This is a genomic window from Pseudomonas sp. St29 (assembly GCF_001547915.1).
Taxonomy (GTDB): Bacteria; Pseudomonadota; Gammaproteobacteria; order Pseudomonadales; family Pseudomonadaceae; genus Aquipseudomonas.
In genome coordinates this window covers 2,470,069-2,488,840 of the sequence record NZ_AP014628.1, presented here as the reverse complement: position 1 = coordinate 2,488,840, position 18,772 = coordinate 2,470,069, and the positions used below count along the sequence as shown (strand labels likewise).

Annotated in this window: 18 protein-coding genes; 1 reads left to right on the top strand and 17 read right to left on the bottom strand. The window is 62.7% G+C overall.

Annotated features, from left to right (window positions below; genetic code table 11):
• Positions 1–2: 2 nt before the first annotated feature.
• From tssK to PST29_RS11250, 17 genes are all read right to left on the bottom strand, one after another.
• Positions 3–1,334 (bottom strand): type VI secretion system baseplate subunit TssK, encoded by a 1,332-nt coding sequence (gene tssK / locus PST29_RS11330; protein ID WP_060843098.1) that lies wholly within the window; start codon positions 1,332–1,334, stop codon positions 3–5.
• Positions 1,331–1,834 carry a type VI secretion system lipoprotein TssJ gene (tssJ, locus tag PST29_RS11325; RefSeq protein WP_060843097.1) on the bottom strand — a complete coding sequence of 168 codons (504 nt, stop codon included), beginning with the start codon at positions 1,832–1,834 and terminating at the stop codon, positions 1,331–1,333. The genes tssK and tssJ overlap by 4 nt, the downstream gene beginning before the upstream one ends.
• 5 nt (positions 1,835–1,839) lie before the next feature.
• The gene (gene tagH, locus PST29_RS11320) at positions 1,840–3,039 is read right to left on the bottom strand and encodes a type VI secretion system-associated FHA domain protein TagH (protein ID WP_060843096.1); all 1,200 of its coding nucleotides are present in this window, start codon (positions 3,037–3,039) and stop codon (positions 1,840–1,842) included.
• A gap of 17 nt (positions 3,040–3,056) precedes the next feature.
• Positions 3,057–3,197, bottom strand: a complete 141-nt coding sequence (locus PST29_RS11315) for a hypothetical protein (protein ID WP_060843095.1) — start codon at positions 3,195–3,197, stop codon at positions 3,057–3,059.
• An 85-nt stretch (positions 3,198–3,282) separates the two neighbouring features.
• Complete coding sequence (locus PST29_RS11310) at positions 3,283–4,809, bottom strand: sigma-54 interaction domain-containing protein (protein ID WP_060843094.1); 1,527 nt, start codon at positions 4,807–4,809, stop codon at positions 3,283–3,285.
• A gap of 10 nt (positions 4,810–4,819) precedes the next feature.
• The gene (gene tssH / locus PST29_RS11305; RefSeq protein ID WP_060843093.1) at positions 4,820–7,435 is read right to left on the bottom strand and encodes a type VI secretion system ATPase TssH; all 2,616 of its coding nucleotides are present in this window, start codon (positions 7,433–7,435) and stop codon (positions 4,820–4,822) included.
• A gap of 11 nt (positions 7,436–7,446) precedes the next feature.
• Positions 7,447–8,454, bottom strand: a complete 1,008-nt coding sequence (gene tssG, locus PST29_RS11300) for a type VI secretion system baseplate subunit TssG (protein ID WP_060843092.1) — start codon at positions 8,452–8,454, stop codon at positions 7,447–7,449.
• Positions 8,418–10,205, bottom strand: a complete 1,788-nt coding sequence (gene tssF, locus PST29_RS11295; RefSeq protein WP_060843091.1) for a type VI secretion system baseplate subunit TssF — start codon at positions 10,203–10,205, stop codon at positions 8,418–8,420. The genes tssG and tssF overlap by 37 nt, the downstream gene beginning before the upstream one ends.
• Before the next feature lie 159 nt (positions 10,206–10,364).
• Entirely contained in the window at positions 10,365–10,739 is a 375-nt protein-coding gene (locus tag PST29_RS11290) for a hypothetical protein (protein ID WP_060843090.1), read from the bottom strand.
• A 718-nt stretch (positions 10,740–11,457) separates the two neighbouring features.
• Positions 11,458–11,841: a hypothetical protein gene (locus PST29_RS11285; RefSeq protein WP_148659620.1), complete on the bottom strand. Its 384-nt coding sequence runs from the start codon at positions 11,839–11,841 to the stop codon at positions 11,458–11,460.
• Positions 11,842–11,847: 6 nt separating this feature from the next.
• Positions 11,848–12,828 carry a DUF6402 family protein gene (locus PST29_RS11280; protein ID WP_060843088.1) on the bottom strand — a complete coding sequence of 327 codons (981 nt, stop codon included), beginning with the start codon at positions 12,826–12,828 and terminating at the stop codon, positions 11,848–11,850.
• Between the two features lie 9 nt (positions 12,829–12,837).
• Positions 12,838–13,359, bottom strand: coding sequence for a PAAR domain-containing protein (locus PST29_RS11275; protein ID WP_060843087.1), 522 nt, complete (start codon positions 13,357–13,359; stop codon positions 12,838–12,840).
• A 13-nt stretch (positions 13,360–13,372) separates the two neighbouring features.
• The gene (tssE, locus tag PST29_RS11270) at positions 13,373–13,780 is read right to left on the bottom strand and encodes a type VI secretion system baseplate subunit TssE (protein WP_060843086.1); all 408 of its coding nucleotides are present in this window, start codon (positions 13,778–13,780) and stop codon (positions 13,373–13,375) included.
• Positions 13,781–13,795: 15 nt separating this feature from the next.
• Positions 13,796–15,271, bottom strand: a complete 1,476-nt coding sequence (gene tssC, locus PST29_RS11265) for a type VI secretion system contractile sheath large subunit (RefSeq protein WP_016965107.1) — start codon at positions 15,269–15,271, stop codon at positions 13,796–13,798.
• A gap of 27 nt (positions 15,272–15,298) precedes the next feature.
• A complete protein-coding gene (tssB, locus tag PST29_RS11260) occupies positions 15,299–15,805 on the bottom strand; it encodes a type VI secretion system contractile sheath small subunit (RefSeq protein ID WP_060843085.1) in 507 nt (168 codons plus the stop codon).
• 32 nt (positions 15,806–15,837) lie between these two features.
• The gene (tssA, locus tag PST29_RS11255) at positions 15,838–17,394 is read right to left on the bottom strand and encodes a type VI secretion system protein TssA (RefSeq protein ID WP_060843084.1); all 1,557 of its coding nucleotides are present in this window, start codon (positions 17,392–17,394) and stop codon (positions 15,838–15,840) included.
• A gap of 315 nt (positions 17,395–17,709) precedes the next feature.
• Positions 17,710–18,066, bottom strand: a complete 357-nt coding sequence (locus PST29_RS11250; protein ID WP_232513221.1) for a hypothetical protein — start codon at positions 18,064–18,066, stop codon at positions 17,710–17,712.
• 201 nt (positions 18,067–18,267) lie between these two features.
• Here PST29_RS11250 and PST29_RS11245 point away from each other — a divergent pair, with 201 nt between their 5' ends.
• Positions 18,268–18,654 (top strand): hypothetical protein, encoded by a 387-nt coding sequence (locus PST29_RS11245; RefSeq protein WP_060843082.1) that lies wholly within the window; start codon positions 18,268–18,270, stop codon positions 18,652–18,654.
• Positions 18,655–18,772 lie beyond the last annotated feature (118 nt).

Below are 18,772 nucleotides of genomic sequence, written 5' to 3'. Positions count from 1 at the left end.
AGTCAGTTCCTGATGGCCCAGAATTTCAGCTCAAGCTCGGAGAACTCCCCGGAAACGTGGAAGGCAAAGCCCCCGGAGCGTTCCAGTTGGGTCAGCTCCTGGGGGCTGAATTCGAGGAGGAAATAGGTCTTGCTGGAGTGGAACGGGATCTGGCGCGGCGCCACCGAGAGCGGTTTGACCTTGATCCCCGGCAGGTGCAGGTTGACCAGCTGGCGGATGTTCTCCACCGGGCCGACCTTGAGGTGCGCCGGCAGGCGATGCCGCAACTCTTCGGCGTCGCAGTTGGCGCTGGCGGCCAGGACGAAGGAGGCCGACTCCAGCAACGAGTGATCGTGCAGGGCCGCCACCAGGATGCCGTACTGGCGCTCCTGCAAGGCCAGCTCCATGGCGTGCTGCTCCAGGACCATGGACAGCACCTGGCGGATGGCGTCCATCAGGCTGCGAAAACTCGCCCCCTGGTCGCTGTGCTGGTAGCGGGTGTCCAGGCGCGGGCGCTTGCTCTCGCTGGAGAAGGTCGACAGGTCGCCCAGCATGCCGAGCAAGGTGCGATACAGCTCCTCCGGGTGCACCTGCTCCAGGTCCAGGTAGTGGCGCAGCACCACTTCGCTGCGGTTGATCAGCTGCAGCATCATGAAATCGCCGACCTCGGCGCCACCGACCTTGCCATTGGAGCGGATGCGCTCGGCGATGGTGTCGCCACGGTGGGCGAGCATGCTGATCACCTCCTTCAGGCACGACAGCAGGTAGGCCGAGGCGTGGGTCTGGATGAAGGTCGGGAAGAACTCCTGATCGAGGTTGATCACCCCTTCGGCGTTGCTGCCCTGCACCTCGCAGACCTTGAGCTTGACGTAGGCCTGGTCGCTTTGCTGCTCCCCCAGCAACAGGCGGAAGTCCGGTCGCCCGCAGCTGATCTGGCTGCTGGAGTCGTCGTCGGCATTGGAGTCGGCGATCTGCGCTTCGTAGGTGATGTAGCGCGCCAGCACATCGGACTGCTCGGCGCGCCGGGCTTCGATGTGGTTGCCGGTGACCAGGGGCAGCGCCAGGTACACCGAGGTCTTGCCGGTGTTGGCCGGCACGTCCAGGGCCAGGGGCTCGCTGCTCTCCCCGAGGGCGAACAGGCTGCCGTCCGGCAGGATCCCCGAGGCCCGGCTGATCACCAGCTTGCCCATGTTCAGGTACTGCAGGTCGATCTCCAGGCCGAGAAAGCCCCAGGTGTAGCTGCCCAGCAGCTGGGTGCGGGTCTTGAGCTGATGGTCGAAATAGCGGTCGTTGTGCTGGAAGTGCTGGGGCCGCAGCAACATGCCTTCCTGCCAGATGACTTTATGTTCGTTCATGGCTGTTCATCCGCCCGGGCCAGAGGTTGCAGACGGTTGCGAATGCCCGCCTGGTCGAGGATCAGCTCACTGCGGGTGACCTCCATCGCGGTGATCGGAATCACATAGCGCCAGCGGGTTTCCGGCAGGTCGCGGTAGGCCGCCAGCACCCCGACATAACGGCTGTCACGCTCGACGCTGAGCTTGAGCTCCAGGCTCTGCCCGGGCCGCAGTTCCAGTTCCTCGCTGGCCACCAGGTCCGGGGCCAGGGACTCCTTGGCCCGCTCGTAGAGGCTGAAGAAATCGGCGTTTTCAAAGGCCACCGGGTGCTTGAGCTCCAGCAGCCGCACCACGATGGGCGACGGCCGGCCGTTGAGGTCGGGGTTCAACTGGTCACTGGCGCTGAGCCTGAGGTCGAGCTTGGTCAGGCTCGAATACGGCGACATCGAGGCGCAGGCGCCGAGCAGCGACAACGCCAGCAGGGTCGCGGCGCGCATCAACAAAACCTTGCAGCGAAGCATGGGGATCATCCTTGGTGAGCGTGGGTGTTGAGGGTGGAAATCAGCCGGTGCTGCTCCTCGTAGGCCTGGGCAAAGTCCCGGGCCAGCAGGCGTTCGCTCCAGTCGTCGTCCAGGCGCAGGTTCTGGTGGTAGCGGGTATAGGCCCGCCAGTGACGCCCGGCGGTGGCCAGCCAGGGGCGCTTGCCGTCGCGCTCGAAACGCAGGGTCAACTGCTGCGGCGAGAAGTGCTCCAGGGTGCTGCGCAGTGCGGCCCGGCTGGCGGCGAGCAAGGCCACCTGATGCGCCTGCAAATCGCCGAAGGCCCGGGCAATGGCCTGGGGCCCGGACAACTGTCCGGGCTTGTCGTCCAGCAGCAGCCGTTCGAGGGCCTCGTTGGCGTCCGGGGCAAAGCGCAGCGGGTTCTTGCCGGCGCTCTGGACCTGGGTCTGCCCCAGGCGCAGTTCGTTCTTCAGTTCGCTACGGGTGCGCAGGCTCTGCTGCAGGCTGGCAACACTCTGCTTGAACAGGCGCGCCGCCTTGAGCGCCAGGGCCTCCCGGGCCGGTGGATCGAGGTCCTTGAGTTCAACGCCCAGGGCCTCGGCAAACTGCTCCCAGAACGACTCCCCAGGGCCCTGGAGCGGCGACACCGGGTTCGCCGGCGGGAGCGGCGTGGGCGCCACCAGCTCGGGCACCAGCAGGTGCTCGGTGTCGATCCGCGCGTAGTCGGCGAAAGGCTCCAGGGCCTGGGGCGGGCTGTCGAGCAGCGCCAAAGGATCGTCCGTCAGCTCGCCCTGCTCCTCCATCGCCAGGGCCTTGAGCGGGTCCGGATCGAGAAAGGCGTCATCGGGAATGATGCTGCCCGCGGCCAGCGGCCGGCCGACGTCCAGCGCCAGGGGCGCGCTCGCCGGCATCAGCCGCGCGCGTATCACGAAGCCCCCCAGCACATAGGTGCTGCCCTGCTCGATGCGCAGCGGCGTGCCCTTGGGCAGGCGCGCGCCGCTGTCCTTGAGGACGATGCCGTTGCTGCTGGTATCGGTGAGGAAGAACGCACCGTCCCGATAGCTGACCTGCGCGTGGTGGTTGGACAGGTGCCGCTGGCGGTCGGGAATCACCCAATGGCAATCGGCGCCGCGGCCGATCCGTCCCCCGCCCTGCCCGAAGGTCTTGCTGACGCTTGCGGCCGGTAGGCGCTGAGGGCTGTCGAGCATTTCAAAAACCAGTTCCATGGTGCTGCTCCTTGCGCTCACTTGCCGCGGTTGACCGTCTGCGGGTCACCTAGCGGGCGGTAGCTGGGGTCATTGAATTTGTAATTGCCGCTGCAAGCACCCAGGTGGCCGAAAACCACCAGCAACAGCAGGACAAAGGGCCAGGGACGAACGGACATCAGCGGTTCTCCGGATCAAGGTAAGGGGCGCGGCGCCCAAGCAATCGGGCGCCGCCGGTCAGCGACAAACACCGCCACAGCGCGCTCATGAGCAGGACGCCTCGGGTTCCAGCGGCTGGATCTGCAAGCGCGCCAGGCGGTAATGCAGGGCACGCCGCGACATGCCCAGCTCGCGGGCGGCGTGGGTACGATTGCCGCCGTGCTTGTGCAGGCATTCCAGCAACAGGCCGCGCTCGATCTGTTCCATGCGCAGCCGCAGGTTCAGGGTCGGCGAGTCGTCCGGCGCCGAGCGTTGCAGCAGCAAGTGCTCGGGCAGCAGCTCGCGGCCTTCGCACAGCAGCACCGCTCGCTCCACCAGGCCCTTGAGCTCGCGCACGTTGCCGGGAAAGGCGTAGCCGCCGAGCAGTTGCAGCGCCGAGTCGGACCACTGCAATGCTTCGCGCTGGAGGAAGGCGCAGGTCTTGTCGCAGAAGTAGCGCGCCAGTTGCGCCACATCTCCCGCGCGCTGGCGCAGGGGCGGCAGTTCGATGGGGAACTGGCCAAGGCGGTAATAGAGGTCCTCGCGAAACTCGCCGCTGCTGACCAGGGTCGGCAAGTCGCGGTGCGTGGCAGCGATGATGCGCACATCGATCTGGCGCGGCTCGTTGCTGCCCAAGGGGCGGATTTCGCTTTCCTGCAACACCCGCAACAACTTGGCCTGCAGCACCAGCGGCATGTCGCCGATTTCATCCAGCAGCAGCGTGCCGCCCTGCGCCGCCTCGAACAGGCCGATGCGATCGCTGTCGGCGCCGGTGAACGCGCCTTTGCGATAGCCGAACAACTCGCTCTCCAGCAAGTGCTCGGGCAAGGCCGCGCAGTTCTGCACGATGAAGGGCTGCAAGCGGCGCGGTCCGTAATCGTGGATGGCCCGCGCCACCACTTCCTTGCCGGTGCCGGTTTCGCCCTGGAGCAGCACCGTGTAGGGACTGTGCAGCACCTTGCTGATCAGCTGGCAGGTCTGGCGCATGGCCAGGCTGCTGCCGATCAGCCCGTAGTCGCCGGCCCGGCGCGGGGCCTCGGGCTCGGTCGGCAGCGTGGTCGCCGCGCGCCGCCAGTGTTGCCGCAGGCTGCGCTGGGCCAGCAGGAAACTCCCCGACAGGCGCAACGAACCGGCAAACCCCTGCAACTGGGCAGGCTCGCGGCTGGCGCACAGCAGCAGCCCTTGCACCGCGCCCTGGGGGTTGGCCAGGGGCACGCACAGCAGCGAGCGCCAGGCACCGCCGGCCTCCGGCAGGAAGTCGGTCTGGTACAGGCCGCAGCCCAGGTCGGCGAGAAACAGCACGCGGTCCTGGCACAGCGAAAACTGCAACAGCTGCTCACCGTTGTAGTCCGCCGGCAGCTCGGCCACCGGCCGCGGCCGCGTGGCGTCGCTCAAACACTCGGCGCAAAGCTCCAGGCGGGTATGGGTGGTGTCCAGCAGGTACAGCTGGGCCAGCTGGCAACCACTGAGCCGGGCGACGGCAGCCACGAAGTCCGCCAGCAGGCTGGCCTCGTCGCAACTCCTGGCCAGGTCGCAGTACATCCCCAGCAGGGATTCGGCGTAGGCCAGTGGTTGGGCAATCTGGGTAAACATCCGGCTGCCCTCACGCAAACTCGCAGACCACGCCGCCGTCTGCATCCACCGTGGCGTACACCTGCGCAAGGGACTCGCCGCTGGCCATGGCCTGCAACAGGCGATCGGCCACCCGGGGCATCAGATGCGCCTCCAGCAGGTGGTCGATCAGCCGCGCACCGCTGTCGCTCTGCCCGCAGCGCCGGGCCAGTTGCGTCACCAGTTCCGGGCAATGACTGAACTGCAGTTGCCGGCGCCCCAGGCGCTGGCCCAGGCGCTGCAGCTTGATCTCGATCAGCTCCCGCAGCACCGCAGCGTCCACCGGGTAGAACGGCACCACCCGCATGCGGGCCAGCAGCGCCGGCTTGAAGTGGGCACTGAGGACCGGGCGGATCGCCTGTTCCAGGTCCTCGGCACTGGGCCGCTGCGGGCCCTGGCACAGGGCGTCGATGCGTTCGCTGGCGAGGTTCGAGGTCATCAGGATCAGGGTGTTGCGAAAGTCGATCGCGCGCCCTTCGCCATCGTTGGCCAGGCCCTTGTCGAAGATCTGGTAGAACAGGTTGAGCACGTCCGGATCGGCCTTCTCCACCTCGTCCAGCAGCACCACCGAATAGGGCTTCTGACGCACCGCTTCGGTGAGCATGCCGCCCTCGCCATAACCGACGTAACCCGGCGGCGAGCCGATCAGCCGCGAGACGCTGTGTTTCTCCTGGAACTCGGACATGTTGATGGTGGTCAGGAAGCGTTCGCCGCCGTACAGCAGGTCCGCCAGGGCCAGGGCGGTTTCGGTCTTGCCGACCCCGCTGGGGCCCACCAGCAGGAACACCCCCACCGGCGCGTCGGGCTTGTTCAGGCCGGCGGCGACGGCGCGCATGGAGCGATCGAGGGCCTGCACCGCTTGTTCCTGGCCGCGGATCCGCGCCCGCAGATCGTCGGCGAAACTGGCCACCCGGGCGTTGTGCTCGCGGGCCAGCTGCTCCAGGGGCACACCGGTCCAGGCGCTGATGACTTCGGCCACCAGCCGTGGACACACTTCAAAGCTGACCAGGCGCTCCGCGGTTTGCGCACTGCTCAACAGGCCATGGACCGCCTCCAGTTCTGCCTGCAGGGCATCGAGGTCCACTGTTGGCGGGGTCTGCGCCGGGTCCTGGGGGCTGGCGCTCGCGGCTGCGCGGGCCTGGGCCAGTTCCTGGCGCAGGACCAGCAAGCGCTCGGCCAGCCGGCGCTGCTCCAGCCAGCGTTGCTCCAAGGCCTGGCGTTCCTGCTCAGCCTCGATCAGGCGCTGTTCCAGCTGGGCCAGGGCCGCCTGGTCGATACTCAGCCCGGCCTCGGCATCGCGCCGCAGGGCCTGGCACTGGCGCCCACCTTCGGCCAGCTCGGCCCGTAGCCGTTCCAGGCTCTGCGGCGCCGCCGCCAGACTGATGCGCACCCGGGCACAGGCGGTGTCCAGCACATCCACCGCCTTGTCCGGCAACTGACGGCCCGCCAGGTAGCGCGCCGACAATTCCGCCGCCGCCACCACCGCGTCGTCGCGCAGGTAAATGCCATGGCTCTTTTCATAGACCGGGGCCAGGCCGCGCAGGATGGTCACCGCCTCGTCGACGCTGGGCTCGTGCAACTGCACCGGCTGGAAACGCCGGGCCAGGGCCGGGTCCTTCTCGAAGTATTTCTTGTACTCGCTCCAGGTGGTGGCGGCGATGGTGCGCAGCTCGCCCCGAGCCAGGGCCGGCTTGAGCAGGTTGGCGGCGTCGCCACCGCCGGCGTTGCCGCCAGCACCGATCAGGGTATGGGCCTCGTCGATGAACATGATGATCGGCCGCGGCGCAGCCTTGACCTCGTCGATCACCCCCTTGAGGCGACGCTCGAATTCGCCCTTGACGCTGGCCCCGGCCTGCAGCAAGCCCATGTCCAGGACCAGCAACTCGACGCCCTGCAGCGCCTGGGGCACTTCACCGGCGGCAATCCGCGACGCCAGCCCCTCTACCACCGCGGTCTTGCCGACCCCGGCTTCGCCGACAATGATCGGGTTGTTCTTGCGCCGTCGGGCGAGGATATCCACCATCTGGCGCAGCGCTTCATCGCGGCACAGCACCGGGTCGAGCCGGCCGTCCCGGGCCTGCTGGGTGAGGTTGTGGGTGAAGCGCTGCAACAGCGATTCGCCAGCGGCCAGGGGCTGGCCCGGGGCCTCGGGATCACCCTGCTGGGCCAGGGCGAAGTCTTTCAGGCGCTGGCTGTTCAAGCGCGCCAGCAACGGCTGGTAGCGGCTGCCGGCGTAGCGCAGCGGGTTGCGCAGCAGGGCCAGGAGCAACGCCGCCTGCTGCACCTGGGTCTGCCCCAGTTCCAGGCTGGCCACCAGCAAGGCGTCTTGCAGCCATTGCACCAGCTCCGGTGCAAACACCGGGTTGCGTGAAGCGCTGTGCTCGGTCCCGGGTTGCAGCACCGCCACCAGCTCAGCGGCCTCGATCCCGGCATCCTGCAGGGCCCGGGCAAGCAGCCCCTGGGGCCGCTCCAGCAGTTCCAGCAGCAAGTCCTCGACCAGGATCTTGCTGCCGCCACGGGCCACGCAACGCTCGGCGCAGCGCTCCAGGTCGCGCCGGGTATCGGCATCCAGTGCCTGGATCAGTTGTTGCAAATCGACGTTGATCATCGGTCTCGTCCTTAATGAGAGAGGCTGCCCAGGGTCACCACGCCATCGGCGCGTTCCCGTCCCAGCCAGCTGGTCCAGCCCAGGCGGCAAGCGTTCTGCTCGCCGATGCACAGTTCACGGATTTCTTCCTGGCGCAGTACCAGGCGGATGTCGTAGTCCAACGGGTCGCGCAAGGTGAAACGCACCAGGGCGCAGAGCGGTTGATAGCCGAAGCCGATCGGCAGGAATTCATGGAAGCGCTGCCAGTCGAGCTCGCGGATGTGGATGCGGAACTTGCCGCTGCGATCACGCACCCGCTCCCCCAGCACCAGGTCCTCGCCGAGCACGCTGTTGCCCAGGCCCAGGCGGTTGCGCTGCTCGGTGAGAATCTGCACCCGGCGCTCGATGCATTGCTCGATCACCAGCTGCGCATGCTTGAAGTAGTAACGCAGCACCGCCTCGATCAGCGCCGCCGAGTGGGCCCGCAGGCTGAGCAGGCCGAGGTAGGGCAACAGGCGTTTCCAGTTCAGCTCCCGGGCCTGGCGGATCTCCTCGCCGCCCAGGCCGATCAGGGCGAACAACTGGCTGGAAAACGGGTCCAGGGCCCCGCTGGAGAAACTCGCGCGATAGCGGTACTTGCGCCAGATCGGCAGCATCAGCCGTTGCAGGCGATGGTGGAACAGATCGAGAAAATGCCGGGTCGGGTTGCCGTCCTCGGTGTCGCCCAGGGCCTGCTCGCCATAGAAGGCCGGCAGCGGCGAGCCGGAGCCGAACAGACCGATCAGGTTCAGCCGCAGGCGCGCATGCAACAGCCCCTGCTCTTCGAAGAACTCCACGCGATCGACGTCGCTGCCGGGAAATCCCAGGCTCGGGTTGGCCTGGAACTCCAGCTGATCGTAGAGCTCGTCGTCGTTCATCTGTGGGTGAGCCTCGCGCAGTCGATCGACCACCAGCATCACCGCCTGGAACAGCGAGTACTCCCGTATGCCTCGGGACAGCTCGCTTAAAGCAGGGGCTGTAGCCCCATGCGTGGCGTCCATTGGTACACCTCTCCTTGTGTACTGTTTACCCGCAGCTCGTGGTACGAATTGAGGCTGGCGTAAAGAGCGAAAAACTCGTTGAGCACGGAAGCGAAGATGAACAGGTCGCCTTCACCGATATAGCCTTGCGGGTCGATGGTCAGCTCGGTGCGCAGGCCCCGCAGCGGCAGGCCGCGGTGCAGGCGATCGACGTGTTCGTGACGGATCGACTTGAGCCCCCCCAGCAAACGTTTGCTGACCCGTTCGGCGTGCTGGTCGTAGTAGCGCGGCAGGTCATAGGTTTCGAGAATCACCTTGAGCGCATCGACGTTGGCCAGGGACAGGTAGTTGAGGGACATGTTGCTGATCAGCTTCCACAGGAAATCGCGATTCAGGGGCGGCGCGTAGCTGGCAGTGGCCGCGGTAATGTTGCGAAAGCGCAGAAAATCCGGGGTGTTCTCGCAGGGCTGGTCGATGTCGCCGAGCTTGAGCTGACGGGGCAGATTCTGGTTGGTGCAGGTCAGCTCGATGGACAGGGTTTCCTGGGCCTCGGTGTGGCGAATGGCGAAGCTCAGGTAGGTGTCCAGGCCATCGTGGAGCAGGGACGAACGCTGGCGGATGCTGTAGTGCGGACGGCTCTGGGGCACGTCGAAGCTGGGGTCGTGCTCGAAGGATTCGAACGGCACATAGGCCTGGTAGCCGACCCCGCCCGGGGCCCAGCCGGTGACTGAATCCACCGAGAACACCCCGCAGTTTTCCAGGTCGTATTCCGCCGGTAGCAGCAGGTACTCGTCCTGCTTGCCGTCGAGGCGGATCGGCAGCGCGTCGTGCTTGAACAGATTGACGATGGGGGTGCAGTACAGCTTGACGTTGTCCAGGGTCGGCCGCAGGCGCTGGATACCGCTCTTGCGGATATCGAAGCGCAGCTCCAGGCCGCGCACCTGCTTGAGGCTGTCCTCCGGCAGCGTCCGCAACACCTCCAGGCCGCCGAGGTCGACAAACAGGAACTTGTCCTGGAAGGAAAAATATTCCTGCAGGTAGCGATAGCCGCGGAAGGTGTTCAGCGGATAGGGAATCAACGCCTCTTCCTCGGCAAAGCCCACCGGCTGCACCTTGTTGCCTGGGATCTGCAACGCCAGCGGATCACCGTTGGCTGCGCGCAACGGCTCGCCACTGGCACGCAGCGGCACCAGCTCGATCCCGGCCAGGTTGCGCAACAGGCTCAGGTAGAGCATCTGGCTGATGTAGCGCTCACCGGCCAGATGCAGGCGCAGGCGCCCCAGCTCCAGCTCGCCCAGATGCCCGTCGCAGGTCATCTCCAGGCGCAAACTGAGCAAGGCCCCATCGCCCTTGACCGAATAGGTCAACCCGCAAAGCGCCAGGGGCAGCACCTCGGTGGGATAGCAGGTGCGGAACCGGCAGTGCACCTCGTTGATCGGCCGGCTTTCCACCGGCGTGTCCCGAGGCACGCCGACCGCCGGCCCCGAACGTTGCAACGGATCGAACTGCAGGATGCTGAACGCCGGCAACGGCCGCATGTAGTTGGGCCACAACAGATGCATCAACGAATGGCTGAGCTCCGGCAGCTCGTCATCGAGCTTCTGCCGCAAACGCCCGGTGAGAAAGGCAAAGCCCTCCAGCAACCGCTCCACATCCGGGTCCCGCCCGGCCTGCCCGAGAAATGGAGCCAGGGCCGGACTACGCTCGGCGAAACGCCGCCCCAACTGGCGCAGCGCGGTGAGTTCGCTTTGGTAGTAGTGGTTGAAGGACATGGTTTACCTGCCTGGGATCACTGTTGAAGGGGCGAGCACATGAAAACCCTGACTGAGGTCATTGCTCAGATTCGACGCGTGTTACTTGAAACCGTAAAACGACCGCGTTCTACAGCCGGACAATGGCGCAGAAATTCAGATACCCAACGACTGATGATTTCAGCGCCCAACTTTAAGCAACCACTTTTCCAGCCAGATCCGGAGAAAAACCGCCAACATGATCAGCCCTCCCTCAAGTAGCGAATACACGATCGCGCGCACGGGATAACGCGGATAAAAATAAAAAAATATCGAAATCATCAACAAAAAAATCACCACAAGCTTCCACTTGAAACCTGAAATACAAAAAACTACAAAATTCATGAAAGCAAAGAGGTAAAACATCAAGCCACTGGTCATGGCGATAGCGATACCTCGGGACGTAAACCCTCCATAAAACGAAACATAAATACCGACAAGACAGTCATGCAAAAATATATAAATCACACAAAACAAAAGGTGTACACCAACGCCCAGACCTTGCCTGACACTCATCCCTGCCAAACTCCATACCCGCTATTGCATCCCTGGACCAAGACATAAAAGCATCCAGCCTAATCTTTAAATTGGGCACAAGGCGTAGTGCTTACAAATATATTCATCCAGCGTTCCCATTCCGGCATGAAAATGGCAATCAGCCTTCTCCATCAGCCAAACTTTATCCAGCCCCCTACCTCATGATCATTTTCAAATACCCGCAGAAAAAAGACTCTAAATGCCTTCCCCAACACAACAGCGACTAGAACTGTTCGGCGAAGCCTTTTACTCCGGAGCATATTTATCGTTGTGCTTAACGACACTCCGCGACAGTCCACCCCTCCCAACCCTCGGACCCAGGATATAGCGCGGAAGCACCATTAAATTCCGGAGCAATATTTTCACTTCCTTCTCTCATCCATAAATACCATTCCGACGTTCTAAGCATCTCCCCCTCCTTGGTATAAACCCGATAAAAATTCTTGCTGCTGAACAATTCAAAAACGCGTCCAACCAACCCCATCGATCGGTATTCCGGAATATATGTTGCTATATAGCATTTGCCCGACTCGTTCCAATCCTTCACTCTGGGTTGAGCCAGCCACGCACCTCTTAACTTGAGCCCTAGGGTGAGCAACAGTAGAAGCACAACTACCGAAACAATGAAAACCACTAACCCTCTTTTAGTTTTCAGCATGACTCACTCTATGAAAGCCCTCTCTGAATACCAAAATCCTCAACGACACTCTGTAACCGTCCAGTACTCCCAACCCTCAGTTCCCGGGTAAAGCACAGTAGCGCCAGAAAATTCGGGGGCAACCTGCTCATTTCCCTCCCTCATCCAGAAAAACCATTCGGATGTCCTAAGCAGTTCATCATCTTTGGTATAGACACGATAAAAATACCGACTACTCAATAACTCCAGCACCCTGCCAACCAGGCCGATCATCTTGTAGTCAGGCTCATACTTGGAGATATAGCAACTACCCGAATCGCTCCAATATTTTTTTAATGGCTGAGCTACCCAAGAGCCATATACCTTCAGCCCAAGCAGAAACATCAATAAAAGCCCAACGATCACAAACAAAATAGATCGCGCCACGCCAATAAATTTCCTCATTGAAAGCTACGCCCTTTGGGTCCGATGCAAGAACTCACCAAAATCGGCATCCGACAGATAGATGAGAATCGATACCGGGACCTTCTTCACGCTGGAGTAGACAAATAGGTCACCTCCTCTGCGATGCTGCGCCCGATAACAGTTAAAGCTATCGTTGGTCACTTTAAAATAACGCACCGACCCACGCACAACATATTCGGGCTCAGCCAGATACTCAATAGGATCTGGCTTAACAACACCTTGAGAGTTCCAATACCCTAACAGTTGATCTTCATCAGCATTCAAAAACTCATACGTATCACGCACATAACAACCAACTTCATGAATTTTCAATAACGCCGCACTCCCCTTGGTTTTGGGTAGCGTGGAAAACTTGGTTATTGCAATCTTTAGGGTAAAACCGCCCAACGCACCATAAACGTCGTCCAGCGGATTAAGGACTTTGTCGAGTCGGCCTGTAGAAATCTCCCTAAAATTTGCCTGTGTAGTAGTCTCCAGCCCAACGGCATTCAATTGACTATAGTCATGAAAACCGGCAATCAGATCCTGCCCCTCTACATCCAGAATATTGAGGTTTTGCATTCGCCGCATAAACTGCAAAAGCCCTTTTGTCAGTTGCTCTACCCCACCTCTCTTACGTCCAAAAATCTCGTTGTATTGGCTAGCACTGGATAGCTTCCCTAGCAGTTCGTCAACAAGAACTCCAGTGTGCGAGGAAGCACTCGATAACCAATCAAAATCGAGATCAACAAACAGTTTCTCTTGAGTAATTCTGTCTACTGCTAATCGTCCCCTTTTCTCCTCCGGACTCATGACGAAAACCTCGCCATCAAACCAGCGTTGCATGATCCGGGCAGCCTCCACCCAGCCGAGCGTGCGCATCACCGCAGGGATATCGGTGATCTGGAAATCCTCAACCGTCGTTTCTGCACACTTCATGTCGGCCGAGGCCGTGAGCTGAGCGGTTATCGGAGCCGAATCAGACATATGCATGCCTCACGCAATCACAAGAGAAGATTGGGGCTCAAACACAAGCGTGACGCTTTCAGCCGACTGCGCAGCAATCTTTGCGGTTTTCCCCTGCCCATCGGTAACCCCCTTGATCTCCTTGCCCGAGGCAGTGAGCAAGGTGTAGGCACGCCCTGTCAGCGGAGCTCCCGATCTAGAGCGCACCACGAACTGCTGGTCGAACGGCCAATTGATCTGCACCGGCAACGGCGCCACAAACGGTGCCGGGACATGGGTATCGCCAATGATCACCGTCCCTGATCCGCCTATCACCGTGTTGCCATGACTGCCCAGCGACCCCAGGGTGGCGGCTGGCCGACCATTGATGAACACGGTGCTGCTCAAGGCGCCGCTCAGGGCACCGCCACAGGCCGACACGTCACCTTGGCGAGCCGCCGGCAGGCCGTCGAACAGCACATCCGCCGAGCCACTGGCAATGGGATTGACCCCATGCCCGGGAATCGGACAGGCCGTTGGGTCGCTGAGCCGTGCCGCAGGTTTTCCAGACATCCTTGTTCACTCCTTACTTGATCCGTACCTGCCCGCTGCCATCCAGCCGCGCGGCGAAGCTCACCTGGCGCCTGACCCCTTCCACCTCCAGCAGGCCTTCGATGCTGAAGGCCAGCTTGAGGGGATCGTGGTCCCGAGGCAGTGGCTTGACTCGCACGTTGGACAGCCTGGGCTCATAGGTCTCGATAAAGCCTTCGATGGCCTCTCGCGCCTGACTCAACGCGTCGTGCAGGCTCAGGCGCATGTCGTTGAGATCCGGCAGCCCGTAGTCGGACAGTGTCTGCACACTGCCCGCCCGGGTGCTGAGCATCTTCGCCAGATGGGCAGCCACCGACGCCATGGCGGCCACTTCGCGACTCCAGCCGACGCGCTGTTCGGCCTCGCCACCGAGGCGTTCGAAAAGGCTGCCGTATCGACGCATGGCTCGGCTCCTGCCCTATTCCTTGTCCAGCTTGCCCACCAGCGACAGGGTGAAGTCCGCCCCCATGTACTTGAAGTGCGGCCGCACGTTGAGGCTGACCCGGTACCAGCCCGGTTCGCCCTCGACGTCGCTGACGATGATCTGCGCCGCACGCAGCGGACGCCGGCCACGCACTTCGCTGCTGGGGTTCTCCTGGTCGGCCACGTACTGGCGGATCCACTTGTTGAGTTCCAGCTCCAGGTCGGTGCGCTCCTTCCAGGAGCCCAGCTGCTCGCGCTGCAGCACCTTCAGGTAATGGGCCAGGCGGTTGACGATCATCATGTAGGGCAGCTGGGTGCCGAGCTTGTAGTTGAGCTCCGCGGCCTTGCCCTCGGCGCTGATGCCGAAGAACTTGGGTTTCTGCACCGAACTGGCGGAGAAGAACGCGGCGTTGTCGCTGCCCTTGCGCATGGTCAGGGAGATGAAGCCCTCCTCCGCCAGCTCGTACTCGCGCCGGTCGGATACCAGGACCTCGGTGGGGATCTTGGTTTCGATCTCGCCCATGCTCTCGAAGTGGTGCAGGGGCAGGTCCTCCACCGCGCCGCCGCTCTGCGGGCCGATGATGTTCGGGCACCAGCGGAACTTGGCAAAGCTGTCGGTCAGGCGGGTGCCGAAGGCGTAGGCGGTGTTGCCCCACAGGTAGTCTTCGTGACTGTTGGCAACGTTTTCCTTGTAGACGAAGGATTTCACCGGGTTTTCTTCCGGATCGTAAGGATTGCGCAACAGGAAACGCGGCAGGGTCAGGCCGATGTAGCGCGCATCCTCGGACTGGCGGAAGCTCTGCCACTTGGCAAATTGCGGGCCTTCGAAGTGGTCCTTCAGGTCCTTGAGGTCCGGCAGCCCGGTAAAGCTTTCCAGGCCGAAGAACTTCGGCCCCGCCGCGGCAATGAACGGCGCGTGGGACATGCAGGCCACGCTGGACACGTACTGCATCAGCTTCACGTCCGGCGAGCTGGGGGACATGAAGTAGTTGGCGATGATGGCCCCCACCGGCTGGCCACCGAACTGGCCGTATTCAGCGGTGTAGATATGTTTGTAGAGGCCGGCCTGCATCACTTCCGGAGAGTCCTCGAAGTCGTCCAGCAGGTCCTGCTTGGAGACGTTGAGGATCTCGATCTTGATGTTCTCGCGGAAATTGGTCCGATCCACCAGCAACTGCAGGCCACGCCAGGCCGACTCCAGCGACTGGAAGTCGGGATGGTGGAGGATCTCGTCCATCTGCTGGCTGAGCTTGGCGTCGATCTCGGCAATCATCCGATCGACCATGGCCTTCTTCACCGGCTCGCCGCTGTTCTGCGGTTTCAGCAACTCTTCGATAAAGGCCGAGACCCCGCGCTTGGCGATGTCATAGGCCTCGTCATCCGGGGTCAGGCGCGTCTCGGCAATGATGCTGTCGAGGATGCTGTATTCACTGCTGTCCTGGTGCTTCTGCTGTGCGGCACTGCTACTCATGTTCTAGCTTCCTTGGCGGTTGAGGGCTCAGTCTTGCAGGGCGGGGGCGGCGTTCAGACCCAGTTCACCCAGGACCCGGTCCCGGGACTGCTCATCGGCCAGCACGCCTTCGATGGCTTTGCGAAAGGCCGGCGCGTTGCCCAACGGCCCCTTGAGCGCCACCAGGGCGTCGCGCAGCTCCATGAGTTTCTTCAGCTCCGGAACCTGCTCCACCAGGCTTGCGGGATTGAAGTCCTTCATCGAATCAACCCGCAGCTGCACCGCCAGCTCGTCGCTGCCGCCGTCATCCTGCAGGCGATTGGGCACGCTCAGGGTCAGGCGCAGTTCCTGCTTGGCCAGGACCTCGTCAAAGGTCATCTTGTCGATGCTGATGGGTTTGCGATCCTCGACCTTGCGCTCGTCCAGGCGCTGGGTGTAATCGCCGATCGCCAGCAGTTTCAACGGCAGTTCGATCTCTTCCTGGGCGCCGCCGGTGGCGGGCTTGAACGTGACGTTGATCCGTTCCTTGGGGGCTACAGAGCCTTCTTTGGCCATGACACTTCTCCTTGGGTTGTTGGCCCTGGGGCCTATTCGAGTACCACCTCGAGATCGAGATGGCACAGCCTGCGATAAACCTCTTCCTTGCGTTCGCGCACCGCGTGGTTTTGCGGCAACAGCTCGCAGCAGTTGTGCAGCAGCTGCAGTACCTCCAGCGCCAGCTGCGGCTCCCAGGCCTGCAGGCCCGAGTGCTGCAGCTGCTGGTCGAGAGTCTCCAGCTGGGTCTTGGCCAGTTCGTACTTCTTGGCCGTGAAACACAGGCGCGCCAGGCTCAACTGCCAGAAGAACCGCACCCGCCCACCCTGGGCGTTCTGCAGTCCCTGCTTGAGCACCTGCACCGCGGCCTTGAGGCCGTCCTTGCGCAGGATCGGCAGCACCTCCTCCAGGGCCTCTTCCCAGGCCGGCAGCTGGCTGTCCGCTTCGACCTTGCGCGGCACGTCGGCACTTTGCAGATGGGGCAGGACCTGGGCGCTGACCCAGGCGCGGGTGGCCGGATCGGCAAAGGCCACGCCGTCATGGAAACGCAGCTCGATCAGCCCGGGCAGGCGTTGCAGCAGCAGGGCGAAATGGAACTCCACCTCGCGCATGGCCGACTCGGCATTGAGCTCCTGCAGGCACTCCCAGACCATGCGCTGACCGTCGAACCAGAACGGCGCCCGGGCCAGACTCGCCTCCAGCTCCACCAGCAGATCGGCGTACTGGCCCTGGGCGAAACGTTCCTGGTAGTGACGCAGCTTGTCCGCCGGCAGCCCGCGCAAGGCGGTGACCTGCTCGGCATTGCGCTCGGGCACCGCATCGATGGCCAGCCACATCAGGGTGCGATTGAGGCGCAGGGCCCGTTGATCGGTGGCCTTCTGCCGCAGCCACCAGGCGCACAGCGGCCGGGCGTTGTCCTGCTGGTCACGCAGGGCCTTGTGCGCATCCTTTTCGTTATCGATGGGTGAACCGGGGGTGAACAGCTGCGCCGCCGCCTGCTTGACCTGAGCCACCACGCTGCCCACGGCGCCGGGTTCCGGCTGCTGGTCCGCGGCCCGGGTGACCATGCCCTGCAGACGCCGGCAGATGGGCAGCAGCAAGGGCGCTTCGTCCCCCAGGTGCCCGGTCAGGATGCCGTCCAGCCCCTGAATCTGCTCCACCAGGCGGCGGAACAGCGGCAACTGCTCCTTGATCGGCACATCGTCGTCGAGGGCTTCCTGCAGGCGCGGCACCAGCCAGGCGACCGCCGCGGCACGGGTGCGCGGCTTGGCCGGATGCACCTGCTCCCAATGGTGTTCGCACAGGTGGCGCAACAGCCCCAGGCCCGCCAGCAGGCCTGGGAAAGACTCACGCTGATGCAGGGCCCAGGTCAGCCAGGCGGCGACCCGCAGATCCTTGGATTGATGATGCAACAGGGCTTCGCTTTGCTCCTGGACCTTCAGCCAGTCGACCTGACCGTTGGCATGCAGCGACTGGGCTTTGCCCAGCTCGTTTTCCAGGGCTTCGTACTCGTTGGAGAAGCGTACGTCTTCGCCGGCGAAACTGTGCTCGTGCACAGGGGACTGGGCGAGTTTGAGGTGATGGGAATACAACTTGCGGGAGTAGCTCATGGCTGGCCACTTTCCATGCCCGCCACGCCGCTCAGACAAAAGCGCTGATTACGCTCTTTGAAGAAAAGTCTGACAAAGGTGGGAAACAAAGTGCGCACTGGAACTACCGGATATCCATTCAGGTGGCAAAACCCTAACGGAACACCCCAGGCAAAAATATAGGATTTTTCCTATATAGACTGATAAACCTCTAATACAAATATATTTAAGTTCTTATGCGCAACTTCTTGCACAGTTGTATTCAGTTTTATGCAACAAGTGGTATTAATCGCGCCGCCCCGCCTGGCTCGCTCACCCCTGCCGCACCGAGCGCCGTCAATGGGCCGCCGACTTATCCGCGCTCAGCACTTTGCGCAATTGCAGGTAGATCACCCCATCGCCGTCGAATGCGAGTACTTCATTGACGCTCAAAGTTTCACCGTCGCGCCCTTCATATTTAAGCCAGCCCTCATCCCACAACTGACCACTGTCATAACGCACCTGCACAAAGTAATAAGGCGGCTCGGTGCGGGTGATTTCAATGTAATGCCCACCATCGGCCGCGCCCTGCCACAGGGCATTGGGGTGCTCGGCCAGCCCACGTGCCGGCGCCTTGGTGAAGTCCATCAAGGCCACGTACAGTGCAATCAGCACCAGCGCCAGCCCGCCCATCGCCATCAGAAAACGCTTCAACCAGATCAATCCCTAATCTCCAGCACATGGCCCATTCACCGGCGGCCCGGTCGGGCCGGGGGGCATTCTGTGCCCCTGCCGTGCAACAGCGCAATAAAAAGCCTCGGGCAACTTGCCAGGCGCTGCCGCTCCCTGCAGCCTTGTCGCCTGACCGGTCCATGGACCGCGCGCCCTTGCCTCTCGACAACGGAAACACCTGACATGCGCATCACCCTCACCGCCCTCCACAGCGACCCGTCGTCAGCATTGTGGGTCGACTTCAGCTGTGCTTTCGGTGAAGGCCGGGGCCAATGGCTGGGAGCCCCGCCCCAGGTTGCCCAGGAGCACGAGGTGGAGCTGAGTCTGGAGGATGAGTTCCGCTGGCAGCACAACCTGTGGGCCGGCACCGGGCCTGAGCCGCGAATGGCTCGGGACAAGGACGGACTGCACATCACCGGGCAATTGCTCCAGGTGGACGAGGACGGTGGCGCGGCCCTGGCCATGGGCGCCTCCATCATCCTGCTGAGCGTGCAGGGACGCACCCCGCCACGGCCGGGATTCGTCAGCCTGCTGGCCCGTCAGGTGAGTCTGCAACCGCTGGCACTTTGAGCGTCGCTCGGGCGAAACCGAAGAAGGCGCAAGCAAGGAAGGATGAAGCAGGAACATCGCCGAGCGCGACAGGGAAAGGTGTCCGCCCAGTGCTCTGGCCTTGGCAATCCATGCACCG